This is a genomic window from Flavobacterium sp. B167r, from assembly GCF_056824315.1.
In genome coordinates this window covers 1,116,510-1,134,787 of record NZ_CP124859.1, presented here as the reverse complement: position 1 = coordinate 1,134,787, position 18,278 = coordinate 1,116,510, and the positions used below count along the sequence as shown (strand labels likewise).

Annotated in this window: 19 protein-coding genes; 6 read left to right on the top strand and 13 right to left on the bottom strand. The window is 31.9% G+C overall.

The features are described 5' to 3' along the window. Positions 1 to 24 precede the first annotated feature (24 nt). From atpB to QLQ96_RS05175, 7 genes are all read right to left on the bottom strand, one after another. The gene (gene atpB / locus QLQ96_RS05205; protein WP_482495257.1) at positions 25 to 1,200 is read right to left on the bottom strand and encodes a F0F1 ATP synthase subunit A; all 1,176 of its coding nucleotides are present in this window, start codon (positions 1,198 to 1,200) and stop codon (positions 25 to 27) included. A 118-nt stretch (positions 1,201 to 1,318) separates the two neighbouring features. Then, positions 1,319 to 1,711, bottom strand: a complete 393-nt coding sequence (locus tag QLQ96_RS05200) for a hypothetical protein (RefSeq protein WP_482495255.1) — start codon at positions 1,709 to 1,711, stop codon at positions 1,319 to 1,321. A 59-nt stretch (positions 1,712 to 1,770) separates the two neighbouring features. Then, positions 1,771 to 1,998, bottom strand: coding sequence for an AtpZ/AtpI family protein (locus QLQ96_RS05195; RefSeq protein WP_125718565.1), 228 nt, complete (start codon positions 1,996 to 1,998; stop codon positions 1,771 to 1,773). Continuing rightward, the gene (locus QLQ96_RS05190) at positions 1,976 to 2,377 is read right to left on the bottom strand and encodes a bactofilin family protein (RefSeq protein ID WP_482495253.1); all 402 of its coding nucleotides are present in this window, start codon (positions 2,375 to 2,377) and stop codon (positions 1,976 to 1,978) included. The genes QLQ96_RS05195 and QLQ96_RS05190 overlap by 23 nt, the downstream gene beginning before the upstream one ends. 5 nt (positions 2,378 to 2,382) lie before the next feature. Next, complete coding sequence (gene porW / locus QLQ96_RS05185) at positions 2,383 to 4,995, bottom strand: type IX secretion system periplasmic lipoprotein PorW/SprE (protein ID WP_482495251.1); 2,613 nt, start codon at positions 4,993 to 4,995, stop codon at positions 2,383 to 2,385. Between the two features lie 91 nt (positions 4,996 to 5,086). Continuing rightward, the gene (locus tag QLQ96_RS05180; protein ID WP_482495250.1) at positions 5,087 to 5,782 is read right to left on the bottom strand and encodes an ABC transporter ATP-binding protein; all 696 of its coding nucleotides are present in this window, start codon (positions 5,780 to 5,782) and stop codon (positions 5,087 to 5,089) included. Positions 5,783 to 5,852: 70 nt separating this feature from the next. After that, positions 5,853 to 7,313: a DUF5687 family protein gene (locus QLQ96_RS05175; protein ID WP_482495249.1), complete on the bottom strand. Its 1,461-nt coding sequence runs from the start codon at positions 7,311 to 7,313 to the stop codon at positions 5,853 to 5,855. A 128-nt stretch (positions 7,314 to 7,441) separates the two neighbouring features. Between QLQ96_RS05175 and QLQ96_RS05170 the strand changes: the two genes are divergently transcribed. Then, the gene (locus QLQ96_RS05170) at positions 7,442 to 8,494 is read left to right on the top strand and encodes a 2Fe-2S iron-sulfur cluster-binding protein (RefSeq protein WP_482495247.1); all 1,053 of its coding nucleotides are present in this window, start codon (positions 7,442 to 7,444) and stop codon (positions 8,492 to 8,494) included. Between the two features lie 249 nt (positions 8,495 to 8,743). Further along, a complete protein-coding gene (locus QLQ96_RS05165; RefSeq protein WP_482495246.1) occupies positions 8,744 to 9,139 on the top strand; it encodes a hypothetical protein in 396 nt (131 codons plus the stop codon). 126 nt (positions 9,140 to 9,265) lie between these two features. Here the strand turns inward: QLQ96_RS05165 and QLQ96_RS05160 are convergent, their stop codons facing one another. Beyond that, positions 9,266 to 10,273, bottom strand: a complete 1,008-nt coding sequence (locus tag QLQ96_RS05160) for a glycosyltransferase family 9 protein (RefSeq protein WP_482495244.1) — start codon at positions 10,271 to 10,273, stop codon at positions 9,266 to 9,268. Positions 10,274 to 10,316: 43 nt separating this feature from the next. Then, positions 10,317 to 10,922, bottom strand: coding sequence for a DUF4254 domain-containing protein (locus tag QLQ96_RS05155; protein ID WP_482495242.1), 606 nt, complete (start codon positions 10,920 to 10,922; stop codon positions 10,317 to 10,319). A 110-nt stretch (positions 10,923 to 11,032) separates the two neighbouring features. Between QLQ96_RS05155 and upp the strand changes: the two genes are divergently transcribed. Then, positions 11,033 to 11,686: a uracil phosphoribosyltransferase gene (upp, locus tag QLQ96_RS05150; protein WP_482495240.1), complete on the top strand. Its 654-nt coding sequence runs from the start codon at positions 11,033 to 11,035 to the stop codon at positions 11,684 to 11,686. On the opposite strand, the gene QLQ96_RS05145 is transcribed toward upp, so the two are convergent. Beyond that, on the bottom strand, positions 11,681 to 12,610 hold the full coding sequence (locus tag QLQ96_RS05145; protein WP_482495238.1) for a DUF6427 family protein: 930 nt from the start codon (positions 12,608 to 12,610) through the stop codon (positions 11,681 to 11,683). The genes upp and QLQ96_RS05145 overlap by 6 nt on opposite strands. A gap of 140 nt (positions 12,611 to 12,750) precedes the next feature. Between QLQ96_RS05145 and QLQ96_RS05140 the strand changes: the two genes are divergently transcribed. Further along, positions 12,751 to 12,981 carry a DUF6341 family protein gene (locus tag QLQ96_RS05140; protein ID WP_482495236.1) on the top strand — a complete coding sequence of 77 codons (231 nt, stop codon included), beginning with the start codon at positions 12,751 to 12,753 and terminating at the stop codon, positions 12,979 to 12,981. Between the two features lie 42 nt (positions 12,982 to 13,023). Here QLQ96_RS05140 and purD read toward each other — a convergent pair whose 3' ends face one another. Then, positions 13,024 to 14,298 (bottom strand): phosphoribosylamine--glycine ligase, encoded by a 1,275-nt coding sequence (gene purD / locus QLQ96_RS05135; protein WP_482495234.1) that lies wholly within the window; start codon positions 14,296 to 14,298, stop codon positions 13,024 to 13,026. Positions 14,299 to 14,432: 134 nt separating this feature from the next. Between purD and QLQ96_RS05130 the strand changes: the two genes are divergently transcribed. Continuing rightward, a complete protein-coding gene (locus tag QLQ96_RS05130) occupies positions 14,433 to 15,743 on the top strand; it encodes a phenylacetate--CoA ligase family protein (protein WP_482495232.1) in 1,311 nt (436 codons plus the stop codon). Between the two features lie 41 nt (positions 15,744 to 15,784). Then, positions 15,785 to 16,312, top strand: coding sequence for an ORF6N domain-containing protein (locus QLQ96_RS05125; protein ID WP_482495231.1), 528 nt, complete (start codon positions 15,785 to 15,787; stop codon positions 16,310 to 16,312). A 134-nt stretch (positions 16,313 to 16,446) separates the two neighbouring features. Here the strand turns inward: QLQ96_RS05125 and QLQ96_RS05120 are convergent, their stop codons facing one another. Both QLQ96_RS05120 and QLQ96_RS05115 read right to left on the bottom strand, forming a co-directional pair. After that, the gene (locus tag QLQ96_RS05120; protein ID WP_482495229.1) at positions 16,447 to 17,214 is read right to left on the bottom strand and encodes a glycosyltransferase family 2 protein; all 768 of its coding nucleotides are present in this window, start codon (positions 17,212 to 17,214) and stop codon (positions 16,447 to 16,449) included. A gap of 71 nt (positions 17,215 to 17,285) precedes the next feature. Then, positions 17,286 to 18,269, bottom strand: a complete 984-nt coding sequence (locus tag QLQ96_RS05115) for a UDP-glucuronic acid decarboxylase family protein (protein WP_482495228.1) — start codon at positions 18,267 to 18,269, stop codon at positions 17,286 to 17,288. Between the last annotated feature and the right edge of the window lie 9 nt (positions 18,270 to 18,278).

Genomic DNA, 18,278 nt, shown 5'->3' with positions numbered 1-18,278 from the left:
TATATATAAAATTAAACTTCTAAATTAAATAATTGCTGTTTCATCTTCGTGGTGGTGAGCGTGATCATGATCTTGAACTGCCATACCGATAAACAATGATGATAACATTGTAAAGATGAACGCTTGCAAAAAGGCAACTAAAATTTCAATAACAGAGATAAACAATGTCAATCCTAATGAGATTGGTAAATCTGCTGCTAAGTTTTTACCAACGAAAATCATTCCGATCAAACTCATAATTACTACGTGACCTGCAGTAATGTTTGCGTACAAACGAATTAATAATGCGAATGGTTTTGTTAATGTTCCTAAAATCTCAATTGGAGCTAATATGATTTTCATTGGAACTGGTACTCCTGGCATCCAGAAGATGTGTCCCCAATAATCTTTGTTTGCACTAAATTGAGTAATGATAAATGTGAAAGCTGCTAAACAAACTGTAATAGCGATGTTTCCTGTTACGTTGATTCCTAGTGGAGTCATTCCTAATAAGTTCAAAACCCAAACAAAGAAAAATACAGTTAATAGGTAACCCATATATTTACGGTATTTTTTCTCTCCAATATTTGGAATTGCAATTTCGTCTCTGATGAAAATTACAAGTGGTTCTAAAACTCTACCAAATCCTGTTGGGATTGGTCCTTTTTTATATGATTTTGCTAAACCAGTAAACATAAAGAATAATAGTACTGATACGAAAAGCATTGAAACAACATTTTTTGTAATTGAAAAATCTAATGGCTTTTCATTTTCTGGATGACCGTGCTCATTAAAAGTAATTGTTCCGGCTGCATCTGTTTTGTAAATTTTACCGTGAACTAATTTGTAAAAGCTTCCGTCAACTTCTGCAACTGTTTCTCCGAAGTGGAATTTTGAAGAAGAGAAAACTTTTAAACCACCATCAATTAAAATAACTGGTAATGGAAAACCAAAATGTTTGTTTTCTTTTTCGTCTTGAAAGAAAACAAAGTCATGAGAATCTTGTAAGTGGTGATCAATAAATGCATCCACTTTTGCCTTAGGATCTAGAGCAACATGCTCTCCTTCTTCATGAGCATTATGTGAAACTACTTTCTCTTCGTGAGCAGTTTCAGTTTGTACATGCGTCGAATCATTCTCTTGATTTGCAAAACCCATAATAGGTAGTGAAGCTACAAAAGCTGCAAGAATAAAGCTGAGTGGTTTGTTTGAAATCACCATATCGTGGAAAATCTTATTTTTTTACGTTTCTAAAATTTGGTGCAAAGGTACATTTTTTATTAATATTCAAAAGGATATGAAAAATTATTTTTAAACCTTGTTTTAAAGAATTGTTATTTTAACGCTTTTGATTTAATAATCGGACAGTTAAAAGCGTCTGAAATAACAAAAACAGCACAAATGTTATAAAAAAACTAACTTTTTCAACATCGCTTGCTTCCGTTTTATTTTTTAAGATCGGCTGCAAAACTAAATAGGCTAATAGCATTTGTGTAAACGTTCCAAATAAAAACGCCATTCCGACGATTTCAAAATTCTTCTTTTTTACTACTAATAATATAAGGTATAATAAAGACGAAATCGCGAAGAAAGAAAAATACAGTAATTCTAAACTGTAATGAAAGTTCTCCGTACCAATTTCACTAAAGAAAAAAACTGCTTTATGAATAATGTAAGTTCCTAAAGCAAGACATAACAAATAAAAAAACGGTTTGTAATTTTTTGAAAGCATTTGAAAATAATTTTTGTGCAAAGATGCAACTTTTATCTCAAGACATTTTTATTTACAAACTACTTTGTTTTGTTGATATCATTTACTTGTCGGATTACATTATATAATGCAACTCCGACACCAACTAATACAAAAATGGTATTATAATATACTTTTGGACTTGGATGTTTCTCGTCGAGCCAAGTGCCGAAATAAGAAAACACAAAAATGATTACTCCCATTTGAAAAGGAATATTAATAAATGCCAACCATTTATTTCTCCTATTATTGTTCGGTTCCTTTTCCATCTTCTAACATTATAACCTGATTAGAATGTGCAAGCATTGTACAAGTTGCTGTAAAGTCGGCACCTGGTTCTATCGACAGTTTTCCTACTGATACTTCTCCGTGTATTATGGCAGTCGATTTAATATTAAGCGTTTCAAGAACTTTTATTTTTCCGTGAAATTCTCCTTCGATATCTGCATTGTTACAGATAATTTCTCCTTTAACAGATCCTTTTGCCCCAATAACAATTTTGCCTTGTGAAGTAAAATTTCCAATCAATTCGCCGTCTAATCTAAAATCGGCTTTAGAGACTATATCTCCTACGATGGATGTTCCTTCTACAATTCTATTTGTTTTTCCTAATTGTTCAGTTCCGTTTTTTTTTACTTTTTCAAACATGGCGGTTAAGGGTTTTTCGGGGTCAAGTATGCGTCTAAATTCTTTTTAATCTGAACAATTTTATAATTATCATTTGATATAATTATTGCCTGATCTGGGATTTTGTATTTTTTATCTTCTCTAAAAACTCCTGCAATATCATTTGCATAAGCTTCAGATTTTAAACCATGAATAACTACAAAACTTTCAGTTTTATTGTATTTATCCAAAGATGATGTCAATCTTTCGTAATTTTCAACTAACAAAAATACTCGAATTGCTTCTTCAATTCTTTTAACTGCTTTTGTATCGGTATTAGCAACACGATATACTATTTTCCAGTTTTTAGTGTCTGTTGTTGTAAAGTTAAGTTTCTCTAAAACAGGAACTTGTTTTTCTAGAATTTCTCTCGCATTTTTACCTTCTTCGCTATTCGGATAATTATCTGCCACATTTTCAAGTCCTTTTTTATAGGCTTCTAAACCATATACTTTTCCTGATACGTTGGCTTTTAGCAATTCATATTTCGAAACAATATCATCTCCAGAATATTGGTTAATCAAATTATCAATATTTAATAAAACTTCGTCAAAATGCTCTTCCTCAAAAAGTTTATACCATTTTTTATATTCTTTATCTGGACTAGAATTTGGATCGTCTTCTTTATGATTTAAAATATGAGCATATCTCGAATCTGGGTATTTCGAAGAAATCTCTGTTTTTATGGCTTCTGCTTTCGCCGGATTTGTAATTTGATAAATTTTGTACAAATTATACATCGATGGCAGAACCAGTTTTTCTTCAGGATTATTCTGAAGCAATTGTTCTAGTTTGTTGCTCGCTAAATTATATTCTTTAAACTTCTCCTTATATATAAGTCCTAATTGGTAGTATGAAAAATTACGTTCTTTACCAATACTATCCATCGCTGTTTGCGAAGACGGAAGCTGTTTTACATAATAGGCAACCGTATATTTTTCTGGTACAATTGTATCATTCAGTGCGTTGGCAACTTCTTTAGTAGCAATCGAATCATTCAAAGTTTCGTTATTAGCCCCTTTTATTCCTCCCAATCTCCAATTTCCTGCCATGGTTCTGCTACCCCACATTTTTTTAAATTGAAGTTTTCCGTAAGCAACAGTTGTCGGATTATAAAAATAAAAAGTACTTACATTATCATTTGCACCTGGAGGCATGCCTATTCCTTCTGGTTCTGATGTTTTACCCAATGATTGAGGATTTACGGCTCCATTACCTGAAATTTCTGCCTGAGAATTTCGATCGATATTCGCTAATCGTTCTTTTTCTTTTTCTTCTAAAAGCTTTTTAGCTTCATCTTTCTTTTTAAGTTCGGCGATATAATTTTCGAAATAATCTTTCTTTTCGTTTGGCGGCAGATTGTATACCTTAATAATACTATCGTTACGTTTTGCGATTGCTTCGTATTTAATTACGTCGTCAAGATTTTTTCTGTTTTTTTCGATATAAGTGTATTCTCTGGTTTTAGGATTCATTTTTACCAAAGTACTGTCATAATATTTTGCAGCCATCGAATAATCTGTGTTTTTAAAATACATGTTTCCAATGTTTCTGTAAGCAGAAGCCATCAAATACGAATCTTTAGATTTTCTTCCTAAAGATTTATTATAAAATAATAAAGCATTTTCTTGATCTTTCTTTTTGTCATAATAAACTCCCATTTCATAAAAAAGAACATCATAGTAAGGACGATTTTCACGATCAGTAACCAATTTATTATATGTCTTTAAGAAAATCGTATCATTATCTTTCCCATAATCAAACATCTGAGCCTTTTTCGCGTAAGCATGCATCATGTACTTACGATCTGCTTTTCTGTTTAAATGAATAACAGCATCATAATAATAAATGGCGCTGTCACGCTGACCTTCTGCCTGATACATTTGGCCAAGGATAAAACGATATCTCGCGCGTTCTTCGTTATTTCTTGTGAATTCTTCCGCAATTCTAAGTTTAGCAACGGCGCTATCTTTTTCTTCCAGATTCAGATAAGCTTCTGCCAAAAGAGCGTGGGCATCTGCATAAGTTTGTTTATCTAAATCTGTTTTTTTAAGTAAAATTTTGATGTTTTTAAGCGCAATCGCATCGTTACCTAAGCGCATATTCGTTTTTTCGCGCCAGATTTTTGCTATATAAATATTGTTGCTTTCTGGATATTTGTATAAAATATAATTGAATGCCTCAATTGCCGGAATAAAACGCTGATCGTAATATCTTGCTTTTCCAAGCATAAGATAAGCTTCGTCAATCTGCCAGTTTCTTTCTCTTCCTCCAATATTCATGGAGTGTTTCTGAATGGCTTTTGTAGCTTTTGTTTCTGCTATTTCGAAATCAGGATTTTTAGCTTTTTCTTCCTCAGAAAAATTTTCATCAAACTGCATTTTTTCAATTGGCAGCTGTTTCCAAAAATTATCTTCATTATTGGTCTGAATAGACTTCAACCCTTTTTCTAGACCAATTCCTCCATTGTAAAGAATATTATATTTTGTCCCGATTGAGTGAGAACTTCGAGCCAAAAAAGTATTTTTTTTGGTAGAACAAGCTATCAAAAAGAGTAAAAAAAGGAAAGTAAAACTATATTTAAGAGTATTCTTTTTCAATAGAAAAGAGTTTAAAACAGATAACTACTAAAAATTGGTTTTAGTATATTCTATTTGTAAAAATACGCTTCTTTTTTAAATATAGAAATTCTTACACGGCAAAAAATAATTCTAGTTCTTGTAAGGTCTCTTTTGAGGTCTGAATATCTTTCACAATTTCGCCTTTATTAAGAGCAACAATTCGATTGCAGACCTCTACAGTGTGCTGTAAGTCATGGCTTGAGACCAAAACAGTTACATTTGGATCGTCGGCTAATTCGTTAATAATTTTTTTTAATCGGCTCACTGTCGTTGGATCTAAATTTGCAAAAGGTTCGTCTAAAATTACAACTTCTGGATTTCCAATAAGCGTTGCAATAATACCTACCTTTTTCTGGTTTCCTTTTGATAAGTCTCGAAGGTATTTTTTGTTCTTTAAAATTTCTCCGTTAAAAAACTCTTCATGTTTTGCCAGCAATGCATCAATATCTGCTTTATTCTGATTGCGCAAATCGCCAATAAAATAAAAGTATTCTTCTGGTGTTAAATATCCGATAAGGAAATTTTCATCTAAAAATGATCCCGTAAAAGATTTCCAGCTCTCGCTTGTATTTACCTGAATGTCATTACTTTTTATATATCCTGTTGAAGGCTGGATTAGGTCTAAAAGCAAACTGAAGAAAGTTGTTTTTCCTGCTCCGTTGTTTCCAACCAAACCAAAACTCTGTCCTTTTGGAATTTCAAGATTACTGATATTTAAAACTGTTGTTTCGTTATATATTTTAGAAAGCTCATGTACTTGTATCATTGCAATTTTATGTTTTATGAGTTTAATTTTTAGATTAATTTTCTAATTGGCAAATTCTCTAATTATCAAATTAACTCTTTTGTTTGTAAGCACTTATGGTACTATACTTTTCTTTTTTGTATCTCTTTTCTATTAATGAAAATACTTTTTCTTTGAAGATAAAACCCAAGACTCCTGCCCCTGCAACTAATATTAATGCAACTGTTTTATCTGCAAAATGAAGTCCAAGCCAATACAACAATGATGGCAGAAATATTTTTGGCAAAGACAATAGCATCGCATTCACATTAAATACTTTTTTATCTGAAAAAGCACCGCCAGCATTACTCAAATCGATTGGTGTTTTGGTAAATGCTCCGCCTAAAAGAACCAAATGCGAATTAACTCCTATATTATAAATCGCTCCAACCACAATAATTAAATACGTTTCCCATCCGTACAAAAGATAAAAGGAAGCAAGTATCGTCGAGATGAAAGTTGCAATTACAATAAGCCACCATTTTGAAGTGATGTAACCTCTATACGGAATATTCTGCGTCATCATTAATTGATAATAGGAACTGTCCCAACTTGGTACAAATTGCCCGAAAACAAATAGAAATCCTCCTGAAACAAATATTCCAGCAAAAATTTGCATGGCTGGCGGCTGGTGTGTGTTTCCGAAAAAAATCAGCCCGTAGAATAAAAAGATCACACTCATTACTATAGTCGTTTTTGACCTTTTATTTCTTTTGATGAGTTTAATGTCGTTTTTCAAAAATGTTCCTAAAGTTCCAAACTGATTCAGCCAAGCAAGATTTTCTGTAGAAGCAACATCTTGTTTTACAGAGAGTCCCGCGTCGAGATATAAATTTCTTTCGAAGTATTTAAAAGTAAAATAATGCAGTGTTATTAATAGTAGAATCGGAATCAAGAATAATCCGTCTATTTCATAAAAACTTTGAAAAAACGGAGTTGTAAATAGTGTAATGTCAAATAATTGGTAATATTGCGCACTTCCTAGAACTATAATCAGCAGTAGAAAAAGAGCAAATAATCTGTCGATATTGCTTAAAATAATATTCAGAAAATTGTTAATGTAAATAATAGACATTACTCCTAAATGCCAGAAAATGATTTGAACAACATCGTAACCATTTAAAATGAGTACAACCGTAAACGGAATAAAAAATAATGCATGAATCCAGTTAAAAAAAGATAAAACCGTTTTACCTAGAGAAAAATGAACAATGGTTGTTTTTTTTAAAGGAAGAACCAATAAAGGTTTGATATTCATTACAGGAATTGATTGTAACAACAATCGAATTACTAAATCGCCAAGAAAATAATAGATTAGAAATTTGTTTAAAGTTGCCAGCGGTTCTAAATTCATTTCCTTAAGAACATAAAATACGCCTACTCCCATACCAATAAAAATTAATGAAAAATAGATCATCAAAAAACCTATTATAATTTTCATTGTCAGATTTTTACCGAAAGATGCTGACCTGATAAAGGCCTTCCATTCGAGATAAATAAACTTCTTAATCATGATTTATGGTTTTAGTATTTTTGTAGTGAGAGACCAAATGTAGGAAAACGTTACAAAAAAAGTTAAAAAAAATAATTTCGTGCTAAAATTTTAATAGTGGTTTGCTACTTTTGCATAAAAATTCTATCATGCCTTCATTCTTAAAACTTATAATTAAAGAGGTTAAACGCGAAACTGCAGATGCTGTTTCTATTCTTTTTAATGTTCCCGAAGAACTAAAATCTGACTATAAATTTATAGCAGGCCAATATATAAATTTAAAACTAACTCTTGATAATCAAGAAATTAGACGCGCCTATTCTATTTGCTCTGCACCAGACAGCGGCGAATTAAGAATTGCTGTAAAAGCAGTAAAAAATGGTCTTTTTTCTCAGTTTGCCAATACTACATTAAAATCAGGAGATGTTCTTGAAGTAGGTCATCCAGAAGGTAAATTTACTTTTGAACCAGATGCTGAAAGACAAAAAAACTATGCAGCTTTTGTTGCAGGTAGCGGAATTACTCCGGTTCTTTCTATTATAAAATCGGTTTTGAAAAATGAACCAAAAAGTTCATTTGTATTGGTTTATGGAAACAGAACTCCTGAAAGTACAATCTTTTATCAAGAACTTCACGATTTGCAGTTACAATATGTAGGCAGATTTTTTGTGCATTATGTGTACAGTCAGGCAAAAGCTGAAAATGCTTTGTTTGGAAGAATTGAAAAATCGGCTGTGAATTTTGTTTTAAACAACAAACACAAAGAGCTTGAATTTGATAAATTTTTCCTTTGCGGACCAGAAGAAATGATTAACACCGTTTCTAATGTCTTGAAAGAGAAAAATGTAAAAGAATCTGCTATTAAATTTGAGCTATTTACATCTTCTTCTGAGGAACATGAAATTCAGGGTTCTCAAGAAGGGCATACAAAAATCACTGTTTTAGTTGATGACGAAGAGACTACTTTTGAGATGTCTAAAAAACAAACGATTCTTGATGCTGCTCTAAAACAAGGTGTTGACGCTCCTTATTCTTGCCAAGGCGGAATCTGCAGCAGCTGTTTAGGTCGTGTTACAAAAGGTAGTGCAGAAATGACAAAGAATTCTATTTTAACTGATGGAGAAATTGCTGAAGGTTTAATTTTAACTTGTCAAGCACACCCAACTTCAGAAACTATTTATGTTGATTATGACGATGTTTAATCGATAAAAAATCTTAAAATATAAAATCCAAATTTCAATTTTACTGTTGAAATTTGGATTTTTTTTGTTCTATACTTTTAGAAATACAATTTCTGATTTAAAAATGTATAAAAAAGCATTTGTCTCTTTAAATATTTTTTAAAAAATATGCCGAAAATTTACTAAATTAGTAGTACGCTCAAAATTGATACATCTTATATCTTTTTAAAGGATACTTTAATTGTTAACACACTTAAAACATTAAATATCATGGAAATGCATCATTACCTCCGTCTAACTTTTATATTACTTTTTGTAATAACTGCTCTATTCTGCACCTACTTTATAATTAGAAGAGGAAAAAACAGAAAAGCTCCTAAACTGCTTTCAAACGAAAAATATAATTCTTCAATGAGTGGAGGAATGAAAGAAATAGCAATCTCTGATAGTTTTTTTAATATTTGGCCTTATGTAAGCGAATTAAAAGCGGCCAAAGTTTTATCGAAAAAAATCAAAGAATCTGATTTGGTGCATAAAGTTTACCGAAATTCAACCGAAGATTTTGAGCACATTTTATTAACCACCGAAAAAGAAAACCAATTTGTTGAAGTGGTCGTTGACAAAAACAAAAAGAAAGTCTTGGGATATCTTTTTCTAAATTTATGATGATTTAGCTTTAGCTAAAATTCCAAGAAAAAAATTCCAAATTCCAAATTTTAAATTGGGATTTGGAATTTTAGTTTTATAAGACTTTGACAACGAGAATGCTATGCTTATTCTCAATTTTGAAATTTAGATATTGGAATTTATCCTAGAAACAACATCTTCTGGTAAAATCGTTCTCATCGCATCTTCATATCCTTCAACGATTTTGTTTCCGTAAACAGAAGTTGGCAATTTCGGGTATTGATTTCGGTCTGAAGTTAAAGCATTTTCCATCTTTTGGTTAAACGGCAAAAATCCTGCATACGGATGTGTTGCGCCCCAAAGCGTTACCACTTTTGCTCCCAACATTGCTGCGATATGCGCATTTCCAGAATCCATTGAAAGCATTACGTCTAGATTGCTTATCAATTTTAATTCTTGTTGAAATTTAATTTTTCCGGCTACGTTTATTACATTTTTGAAAGGCTCAGAAATAGAATCTAAAATTTCGATTTCCTTCTTTCCTCCGCCAAAAAGTAAAATCGTATAATCCTTATTTTCAGCTAATTTCTTAATTACGTCCTTCATTAAATCTAAAGGATAAACTTTAGAATCATATTGGGCAAAAGGCGCAATTCCGATTAGTTTTTGATAATTTTCTCCAATTACATCGGTAATTTCTGCACTTAAAACTGCTTTTTTAGGAAACTCAGGTTGAGATAAATCTACAGGAAAACCAAGTTCTTCAAACACTTTTGCATGTCTTTCAAACATGGTTGGTAATTGCTTGAAAATCTTATTTTCTGCACGAGTCAATTCTTTTTTTCCTTCTCTGCCTTTATCAACAATTGCTCTTTTTTTTCCGCTTAAAGCGAAAAGCAAACCCACAATCTTAGATCTCAAAACGTTATGAAGATCTGCAAATGCATCAACCTTCAGTTTTTTCACATCTTTAAACAAACGTAAAAGTCCTAAAAATCCTTTGTGTTTTTCTTTTTCATCAAAAACAAAAAATTCAAGATTAGGAATTCCGTCAAAAAAAGGTTTAAAAAAAGGACGAGATATAACGGTCAATTTTATCTCCGGATATTGTTTTACAAAAGCGCGTAAAACAGGAACCGTCATGGCGACATCTCCCATTGCGGATAGTCTCATGACGGCTATATGCTTAATTTTGCTAGACAAGTCTGCCAAATTATTATTTTTTATTTTGATATAAAACTGGATTCAAATCGTCGTCGTTGTACATTTTCATTTGTTTGTACACTTTCATGAATTTATCTCCGTTTTCGATATCTGTCAATAATTCTTCAATTGCTGTAGATAAATCTGTTCTTTGCTCTAAAAGTATATTTAATTTTTCCTGACATTTATCTCTGTGTTCTTGAGAAGCTTCAGCACGATTAGCCTCTTCATGCATATGATAAATTTTTAAAGCCAAAATCGACAATCTGTCAAAAGCCCAAGCAGGACTTTCAGAATTGATTTTTGCTCCATCTTTTACTTTTACAGTACTATATTTTTGTAAAAAATAGCCATCTATATATTCCACCATATCAGTACGTTCCTGATTTGATGCATCAATTCTTCTTTTTAAAGTTAATGCCGCAACTGGATCAATCTGCGGATCACGGATAATATCTTCAAAATGCCATTGAACGGTGTCAATCCAGTTTTTTAGATATAACAAATGCTCGAACTTATCTTTTGGATAAGGATTATTAATCGGCTGATCAACATTATCAAACTGATGATAATCTTTAATACTTTGCTCGAAAACAGAATATGCTAGTTTTGAAAACATGTTTTTATTTTTTTATAAAACAAAGATACTTTTTATACTTTTATACTTTGAAAAAAAACATTAATTTTTCAATTATTCTTAATAAACAATTGATCTTCTAAAAAAATATTATGAAAATCCATTATATCTCTGAAAACAACAGTGTATTAAATCATTTTTTAGGTCAGATCCGAAATGTAAATGTTCAAAACGACAGTCTTCGTTTTCGTAGAAACATTGAACGTATTGGCGAGATTATGGCTTATGAATTGAGCAAAATTTTACCTTATAAAGAAGTAGAAATTCAGACGCCTCTCGGAATTAAGAAGACCACAGAAATTGACACTGATTTAGTTTTATGTCCTATTTTAAGAGCTGGACTACCTCTGCATAATGGTTTTTTAAATTATTTTGATCACGCAGAAAACAGTTTTGTTTCTGCCTGCAGATATCATCCAAATAATGATGATGAATTCGAAATTCGAGTTGAATATCAGGCTATTTCGGACTTAAATAACAAAACCATTCTGCTTCTTGACCCGATGCTTGCCACTGGACAATCGATTGTGGCGGTACATAAAAAATTAATCGAAAATGCTGCTCCAACAGAAATTCACATTGTTGTTGTTATAGCTGCTCCAGAAGGAATTGCTCACCTACAAAAAAATCTTCCAGAAAACTGCCATTTATGGGTTGCTTCTTTAGACGAAAAACTAAATGAGAAAAACTACATTGTTCCTGGTCTGGGCGACGCTGGCGATCTTGCTTACGGAAGTAAATTATAATTGAGAGAAAAAAGTAAATAAACTACACACAATCAGGGTATAGTAAACAATTTCGTTATTAAGTTTCTGTTGCATATATTCAACATGGCTTGTCGCCATAATCGTTAATGGTGCAATACTAAACAATAATAAATCATTGCTTTTATTTGGTGAAATGATGTAGACAAAAGCGGCGATAAAAAAACATGCCACAATTTTCTTGTATGAAGAATGTACAATTTGCGGTCTGTTTGACAGTGTCATTAACATCGAAGTAACGAAAAATAATGCTACAGCAGTATATATTGAAAGCGCTGCATTTTCATAACTATTCTTAAAATAATCAATTCTAAAATCGATTACTGCTCTTTCTTGGATAAAAGTTACTGCATCAATATTTAAAATTAATGATGTCATATAGAATAAAATCATTACGGCCAAAAGTGCAATAAAAGGCAGAACCCAGTTTCTATAGTCTCTTGAAACGTGAAAAATAATCGAGATATAAACCAATATTAAGAACAGAATGCTCCAAAATTGAAATAAAGAAGCTACAAAAATCCAAAATGCAGCATCAAATATTTTTTCTTTTGATGATTTTAGAGATTGCAGCGAAATCAATCTTCGAAGTGCCAATAAAATGAAAAAATTGGCATAGATAACACTTGAATCATTAAATATTGTTGGGAAAAACAAAATAAACAACAAGTAAAAAAGTATCGCGTAACCGTTGTCTTTACTGAGTCCGTTCTTTTTTACAATGAAATTAATCATAAAAAAAGAAGCCAAAATAAAGCACAACGAACTCACTTTTTGAAAAGCCAAAAAATAAGAAGTAACCCAAGATGGGTCTTTAATTTGGAACATAAAAAAGAGAACCAGTATTAAAATTACAACCAATGAATAATTTAATGGCGTAGATTTTTTAAAAACACTTGTTATCATAAGGATATTTTATACTTTTGTGATTGTAAAGATACTACTTGTTTAAAAGGAAAAACCTAACAAGCTGAAAAAAGATTTGGTTTACCGAATTTTATCTTCAAGGCATTACACAACAATAATAACATATAATTTTTAAAATTATGACAGCTTTTTTTGAAGGAATTCAATACCTATTCGTTAACATTTTGTTTGCTCCTCTTGACTTTTTACGTCGTTTGGAATTAATTACATGGTTTGGTGCAAACACTATTAACTGGATTTTTATGATCATCTGTGCATGTGCAATCGTTTATTGGATTAAACAATTACGCCTTTTTGATGATGCTGGAACAGAAAACCAAGATACAACGGCTCACTCATTTTTAAAATAAAAAACCAAACCCTTTAATTAAAAAGGGCTTGTGAATTTATTTTTAGATTAAATCGAAACCGATATCTTTTCTAAAATACATCTTATCAAAGCTTAGTTTATCTATGTTTTGGTAAGATTTTTTTATGGCCTCCTGGAAATTATCTCCGTATGATGTTACTGCAATTACACGTCCTCCATTAGTAACGACATTTTCTCCATCTAATTTTGTTCCCGCGTGAAAAACTATCGAATCAGTAACATTTTCTAAACCGGAAATTACTTTTCCTTTTTCAAAATCTTCAGGATATCCGCCAGAAACTACCATTACAGTTGTTGCACTTCTTGGATCAATTTCTAAATTAAAGTCTCCCAATTTCTGATCTGCAACAGACAAAAACAATTCAACTAAATCAGATTTCAATCTCGGAACTACAACTTCAGTTTCAGGATCTCCCATTCTTACGTTATATTCAATAACGATTGGTTCGTTTTTAACATTGATCAAACCGATGAAAACAAAACCTTTATATTCGATTCCGTCTTTTTGAAAACCTTCAATTGTTGGTTTTACAATACGAGTTTCAATTTTTTCCATTAAAACCGCATCAACATAAGGAACTGGAGAAACTGCTCCCATTCCGCCTGTGTTTAAACCTGTATCTCCTTCTCCAATTCTTTTATAATCTTTTGCTGTTGGAAGAATTTTATAATTTTTTCCGTCGGTTAAAACGAAACAGCTTAATTCGATTCCGTCCAAAAATTCTTCAATAACAACTTTTGAACTTGCTGTTCCGAATTTTGCATGAACCAACATGTTTCTTAATTCCGTTTTTGCTTCTTCAAGATCCTGAATAATCAAAACTCCTTTTCCAGCTGCTAATCCGTCTGCTTTTAAAACGTATGGCGGTTGTAAAGTTTCTAAAAATTCGCATCCTTTCTCCACTGTTTCGGCAGTAAAACTGTCGTAAGCTGCAGTTGGAATGTTGTGTTTCATCAAGAATTCTTTCGCAAATTCTTTACTTCCTTCTAATTGAGCACCTAATTGAGATGGCCCGATCACTGGAATATGTTGCAAACTTTCGTCGTTTTTAAAATAATCGTAAATACCTTTTACCAACGGATCTTCAGGTCCAACGACTACTAAACTTATATTTTCTTTAAGTACTAATGCTTTTACGGCTTCAAAATCTGTCGCAGAGATTGCCACGTTTTCAGCAATTGCAGCAGTTCCTGCGTTTCCAGGCACTACAAAAAGTTTTTCGCAAAGCGGACTCTGAGTCATTTTCCAAGCAAATGCATGCTCTCTTCCGCCTGATCCCAATAATAAAATTGTCATGGTGTTGTTGTATTTAGTTGTGGTGCAAAAATACTTGCTTTTGGACGTAAAAAATAATTAAATCTTCAAAAAGTTGTTGGTTCTATACGGTTAGTAATTCGTAAACCTTATTTTTGACGAAAATTTTTCTGAAAATGATCCGCCTTTTTGATATTACGCTTCAATTGAATGGTTTTCCTATAAAGGAAGCCAAAGCCGAATTAGCTAAAATTGTTCATTTTTCTGAAGAAGAATTTGCAGAATTTCTTGAAAATAAAAAAGCAGAAATTGTTGATTTTCATCTTAAAAACAACTCTTTTTACGCAGCATTAGCAGGAAACGCAACCGCTCAAAATTGGGAAAATCTTCCGATATTAAATAAGCAAAATTTACAAAAACCTTTAGAAGAAAGGCTTTCAAAAGGTTATTCTAAAAAATCTGTTTACCTCAACAAAACATCTGGATCTAGCGGAACTCCTTTTGTTTTTGCTAAAGACAAATATTCTCATGCTTTGACTTGGGCTTCTAATATTATGCGTTTCGGCTGGTTCGGAATTGATTTTAATAATTCGTATCAAGCGCGTTTTTACGGAATTCCGATGGATTTTATTGGATATCAAAAAGAGCGTTTCAAGGATTTTTTGACGCATCGTTTTCGTTTTCCAGTTTTTGATTTATCTGATGAAGTTTTGGAGAAATTTCTGCAGAAATTCAAATCCAAAAAATTCGATTACCTCAACGGATATACCAGTTCTATTGTTTTATTTGCTAAATTTTTAGAACAAAAAAATATCATTTTAAAAGAAATCTGTCCAACTTTAAAAGCCTGTTTTGTTACTTCGGAAATGCTTTTTGAAATGGATAAAAAATTGCTGGAAAAACAATTTGGCATTCCGATTATCAGTGAATATGGAGCGTCTGAATTGGATTTAATTGCTTTTGAAAATCCGAATGGAGAATGGCAGGTAAATGCTGAAACTTTATTCGTTGAAATTTTAGATGAAAACAATAATCCTGTTCCACATGGAACGGAAGGAAAAATTGTGATTACTTCTTTATTCAACAAAGCAAATCCTTTCATTCGATATGAAATTGGCGACATTGGAATTCTCGATGAAAAAAGTACTCCGCAAAAACCAATTCTGAAAAAACTTATCGGGAGAACCAACGATGTTGCGATTTTGCCAAGCGGTAAAAAATCGCCTGGTTTGACCTTTTATTATGTAACCAAAAGCATTATAGAAGACGATGGAAATGTAAAAGAATTCATCATCAAGCAAATCAAATTAGACACTTTCGAAATTGAATATGTTTCTGAAAAAGAATTAGTTTCAGAACAAATCGAAAAAATAAAACAAGCAATTGATTTGTATTTAGAACCCAATCTAAACTTCACTTTCACCCGAAAAACAGTTTTAGAAAGAACTAATCGCGGTAAACTAAAACAATTCAAATCTTATTTATAATATAAATAAAATCCTACATTTGTTTTTTTATTTAAAAACTTATGGACGATCAATCTTTACTTTCTGAAGAAACAATTTCAGACAAAATATACTTTATTCGCGGGCAAAAAGTGATGCTGGATCGTGATTTGGCTTTACTTTATGGAATAGAAACTAAAGTTTTCAAACAATCTGTAAAAAGAAATATTTCTAGATTTCCGGAAGATTTTATGTTTGAACTTAATAAATCAGAGTTTGAAAATTGGAGGTCACAAATTGTGACCTCCAATTCTGATAAGATGGGTTTACGTCACGCCCCAATGGCTTTTACAGAACATGGAGTTCTAATGCTTTCAAGCGTCTTAAAAAGCGACAAAGCAATCCAAACCAATATTCAAATTATGAGGATTTTCACGAAAGTGAGACAAATGCTTTTGGATACAACTGAAATCAAAGTTGATATTCTTCAGATTCAGAAGAAGTTAGAGAATCATGATAAAAATATAGAATTGGTTTTTTCTTATTTGGATGAATTAACTGAGAAAAAAGAAAATGAAACTGAACGAATAAAAATTGGATATAAAAAGTAATTCTTTAAGGTCACAAATTGTACCTTAAAGAATGGAAATCACAATTTGTGATCTCCAATTCTGAGCAACATTCTTCAAGGTCGCAATTTGCGACCTTGAAACTTGAGGTCACAAACTGTGACCTCAAGATGAATTTAAATTTTCTTTATATATTTTGGTTTGATTATCAACTGAGTATATAAAAACCTCATCATCAGTAAAACAGCAAACACAAAATTATATTCATGGAATTCTCTGTAAACGCCAAAGTTGTGTTTTATCAATTTAAATTTTGAAGACGAAACAGAATCTTTTCTAATTCTGTAAAAAGCTAAAGGTTCTGGAACTGGTTTTGCGATTTTAATTTGTTTTAAAATTGTAAGCCAAATTCTCCAATCTTGACGTTTTTGCGTGGTTTCCAGAATAATTTTTCCGAAATAATCTGCATCGTAAATGGCTGTCAAATTGCCTACATAATTGCAGAAAAACAATTGTTTATAAGTTAACGGATTTGGTGATTCAACTCTTCTGTTTAAATCATTTCCTTCTTCATCAATAGAATCGTAAAAACTAAAAGTAAAGTGCAAATCATTTGCTTTTAAAAACTGAATTTGCTTTTCTAATTTCGCAGGAAACCATAGATCATCGGCATCTAAATAGGCAATATATTTTCCGGTTGCTTTTTCTAAAGCAGCGTTTCTGGCAAAACCATTTCCGCGATTTTCTGGTAATTTGAAGAGCTTTATTCGGTTGTCTTTTTGAGCAAATTCTTCAATTATAGAAACCGTTTGGTCGGTTGAAGCATCATCAGCCACAATCATTTCCCAATTTTGATAGGTTTGCTTTTGAACAGATTCAATTGTTTGCCTAATGAACTTTTCAGTATTATAGGTTGGGACAATAATAGAAACTAATTCGCTCATTTAAACTGGTTGATTTGGGAAATTAATTAAAAAACAGCCCGAATTTGAATCAAATTCGAGCTGTCTGAAGTTTATTTTATATAACTAGAAAAGTCCTTATGCTCTTCTTTTGAAAGTTCTTCTGGAGATAATGACCTGAAATAATCATAAGTGATTTTCATTCCTTCGGCACGATTTACTTTTGCTTCCCAACCCAACAACTCTTTTGCTTTTGTTGTATCTGGCTGGCGCTGTAATGGATCGTTTACTGGCAGTGGATGATAAACAACTTTCTGATTAGTTCCTGTCAATTTTATAATTTCTTCTGCAAAATCTTTGATTGTGATTTCATCAGGATTTCCAATATTTACTGGGTAAACGTAATCTGAATGCAATAATCTGTAAATACCTTCTACCTGATCATCAACATAACAGAAAGAACGTGTCTGCATTCCGTCGCCAAAAATCGTTAGATCTTCTCCGCGTAAAGCTTGTCCAATAAAAGCTGGAATTACACGTCCGTCATTTAATCGCATTCTTGGTCCGTAAGTATTAAAAATACGTACAATTCGAGTTTCTACACCATGAAAAGTATGATATGCCATCGTGATCGATTCCTGAAAACGTTTTGCTTCATCATAAACCCCACGCGGACCAATTGTATTTACGTTTCCGTAATATTCTTCTGTTTGAGGATGCACCAAAGGATCTCCATAAACTTCTGAAGTTGATGCAATCAAAATTCTGGCTTTTTTAACTCTTGCTAATCCTAATAAATTGTGTGTTCCTAAAGATCCTACCTTCAAAGTCTGAATCGGAATTTTCAAATAGTCTATAGGACTTGCCGGTGACGCAAAATGCAATATATAATCTAAATCGCCTGGAACATGAATAAACTTTGTAATATCGTGATGATAAAATTCGAAGTTTTCTAATTTGAACAAATGTTCAATATTTTTAAGATCTCCCGTAATCAGATTATCCATTCCAATTACAAAGTAACCTTCTTTGATAAATCTGTCACATAAATGCGATCCTAAAAATCCTGCTGCTCCAGTAATAAGTACTCTTTTCATAAACTGTTC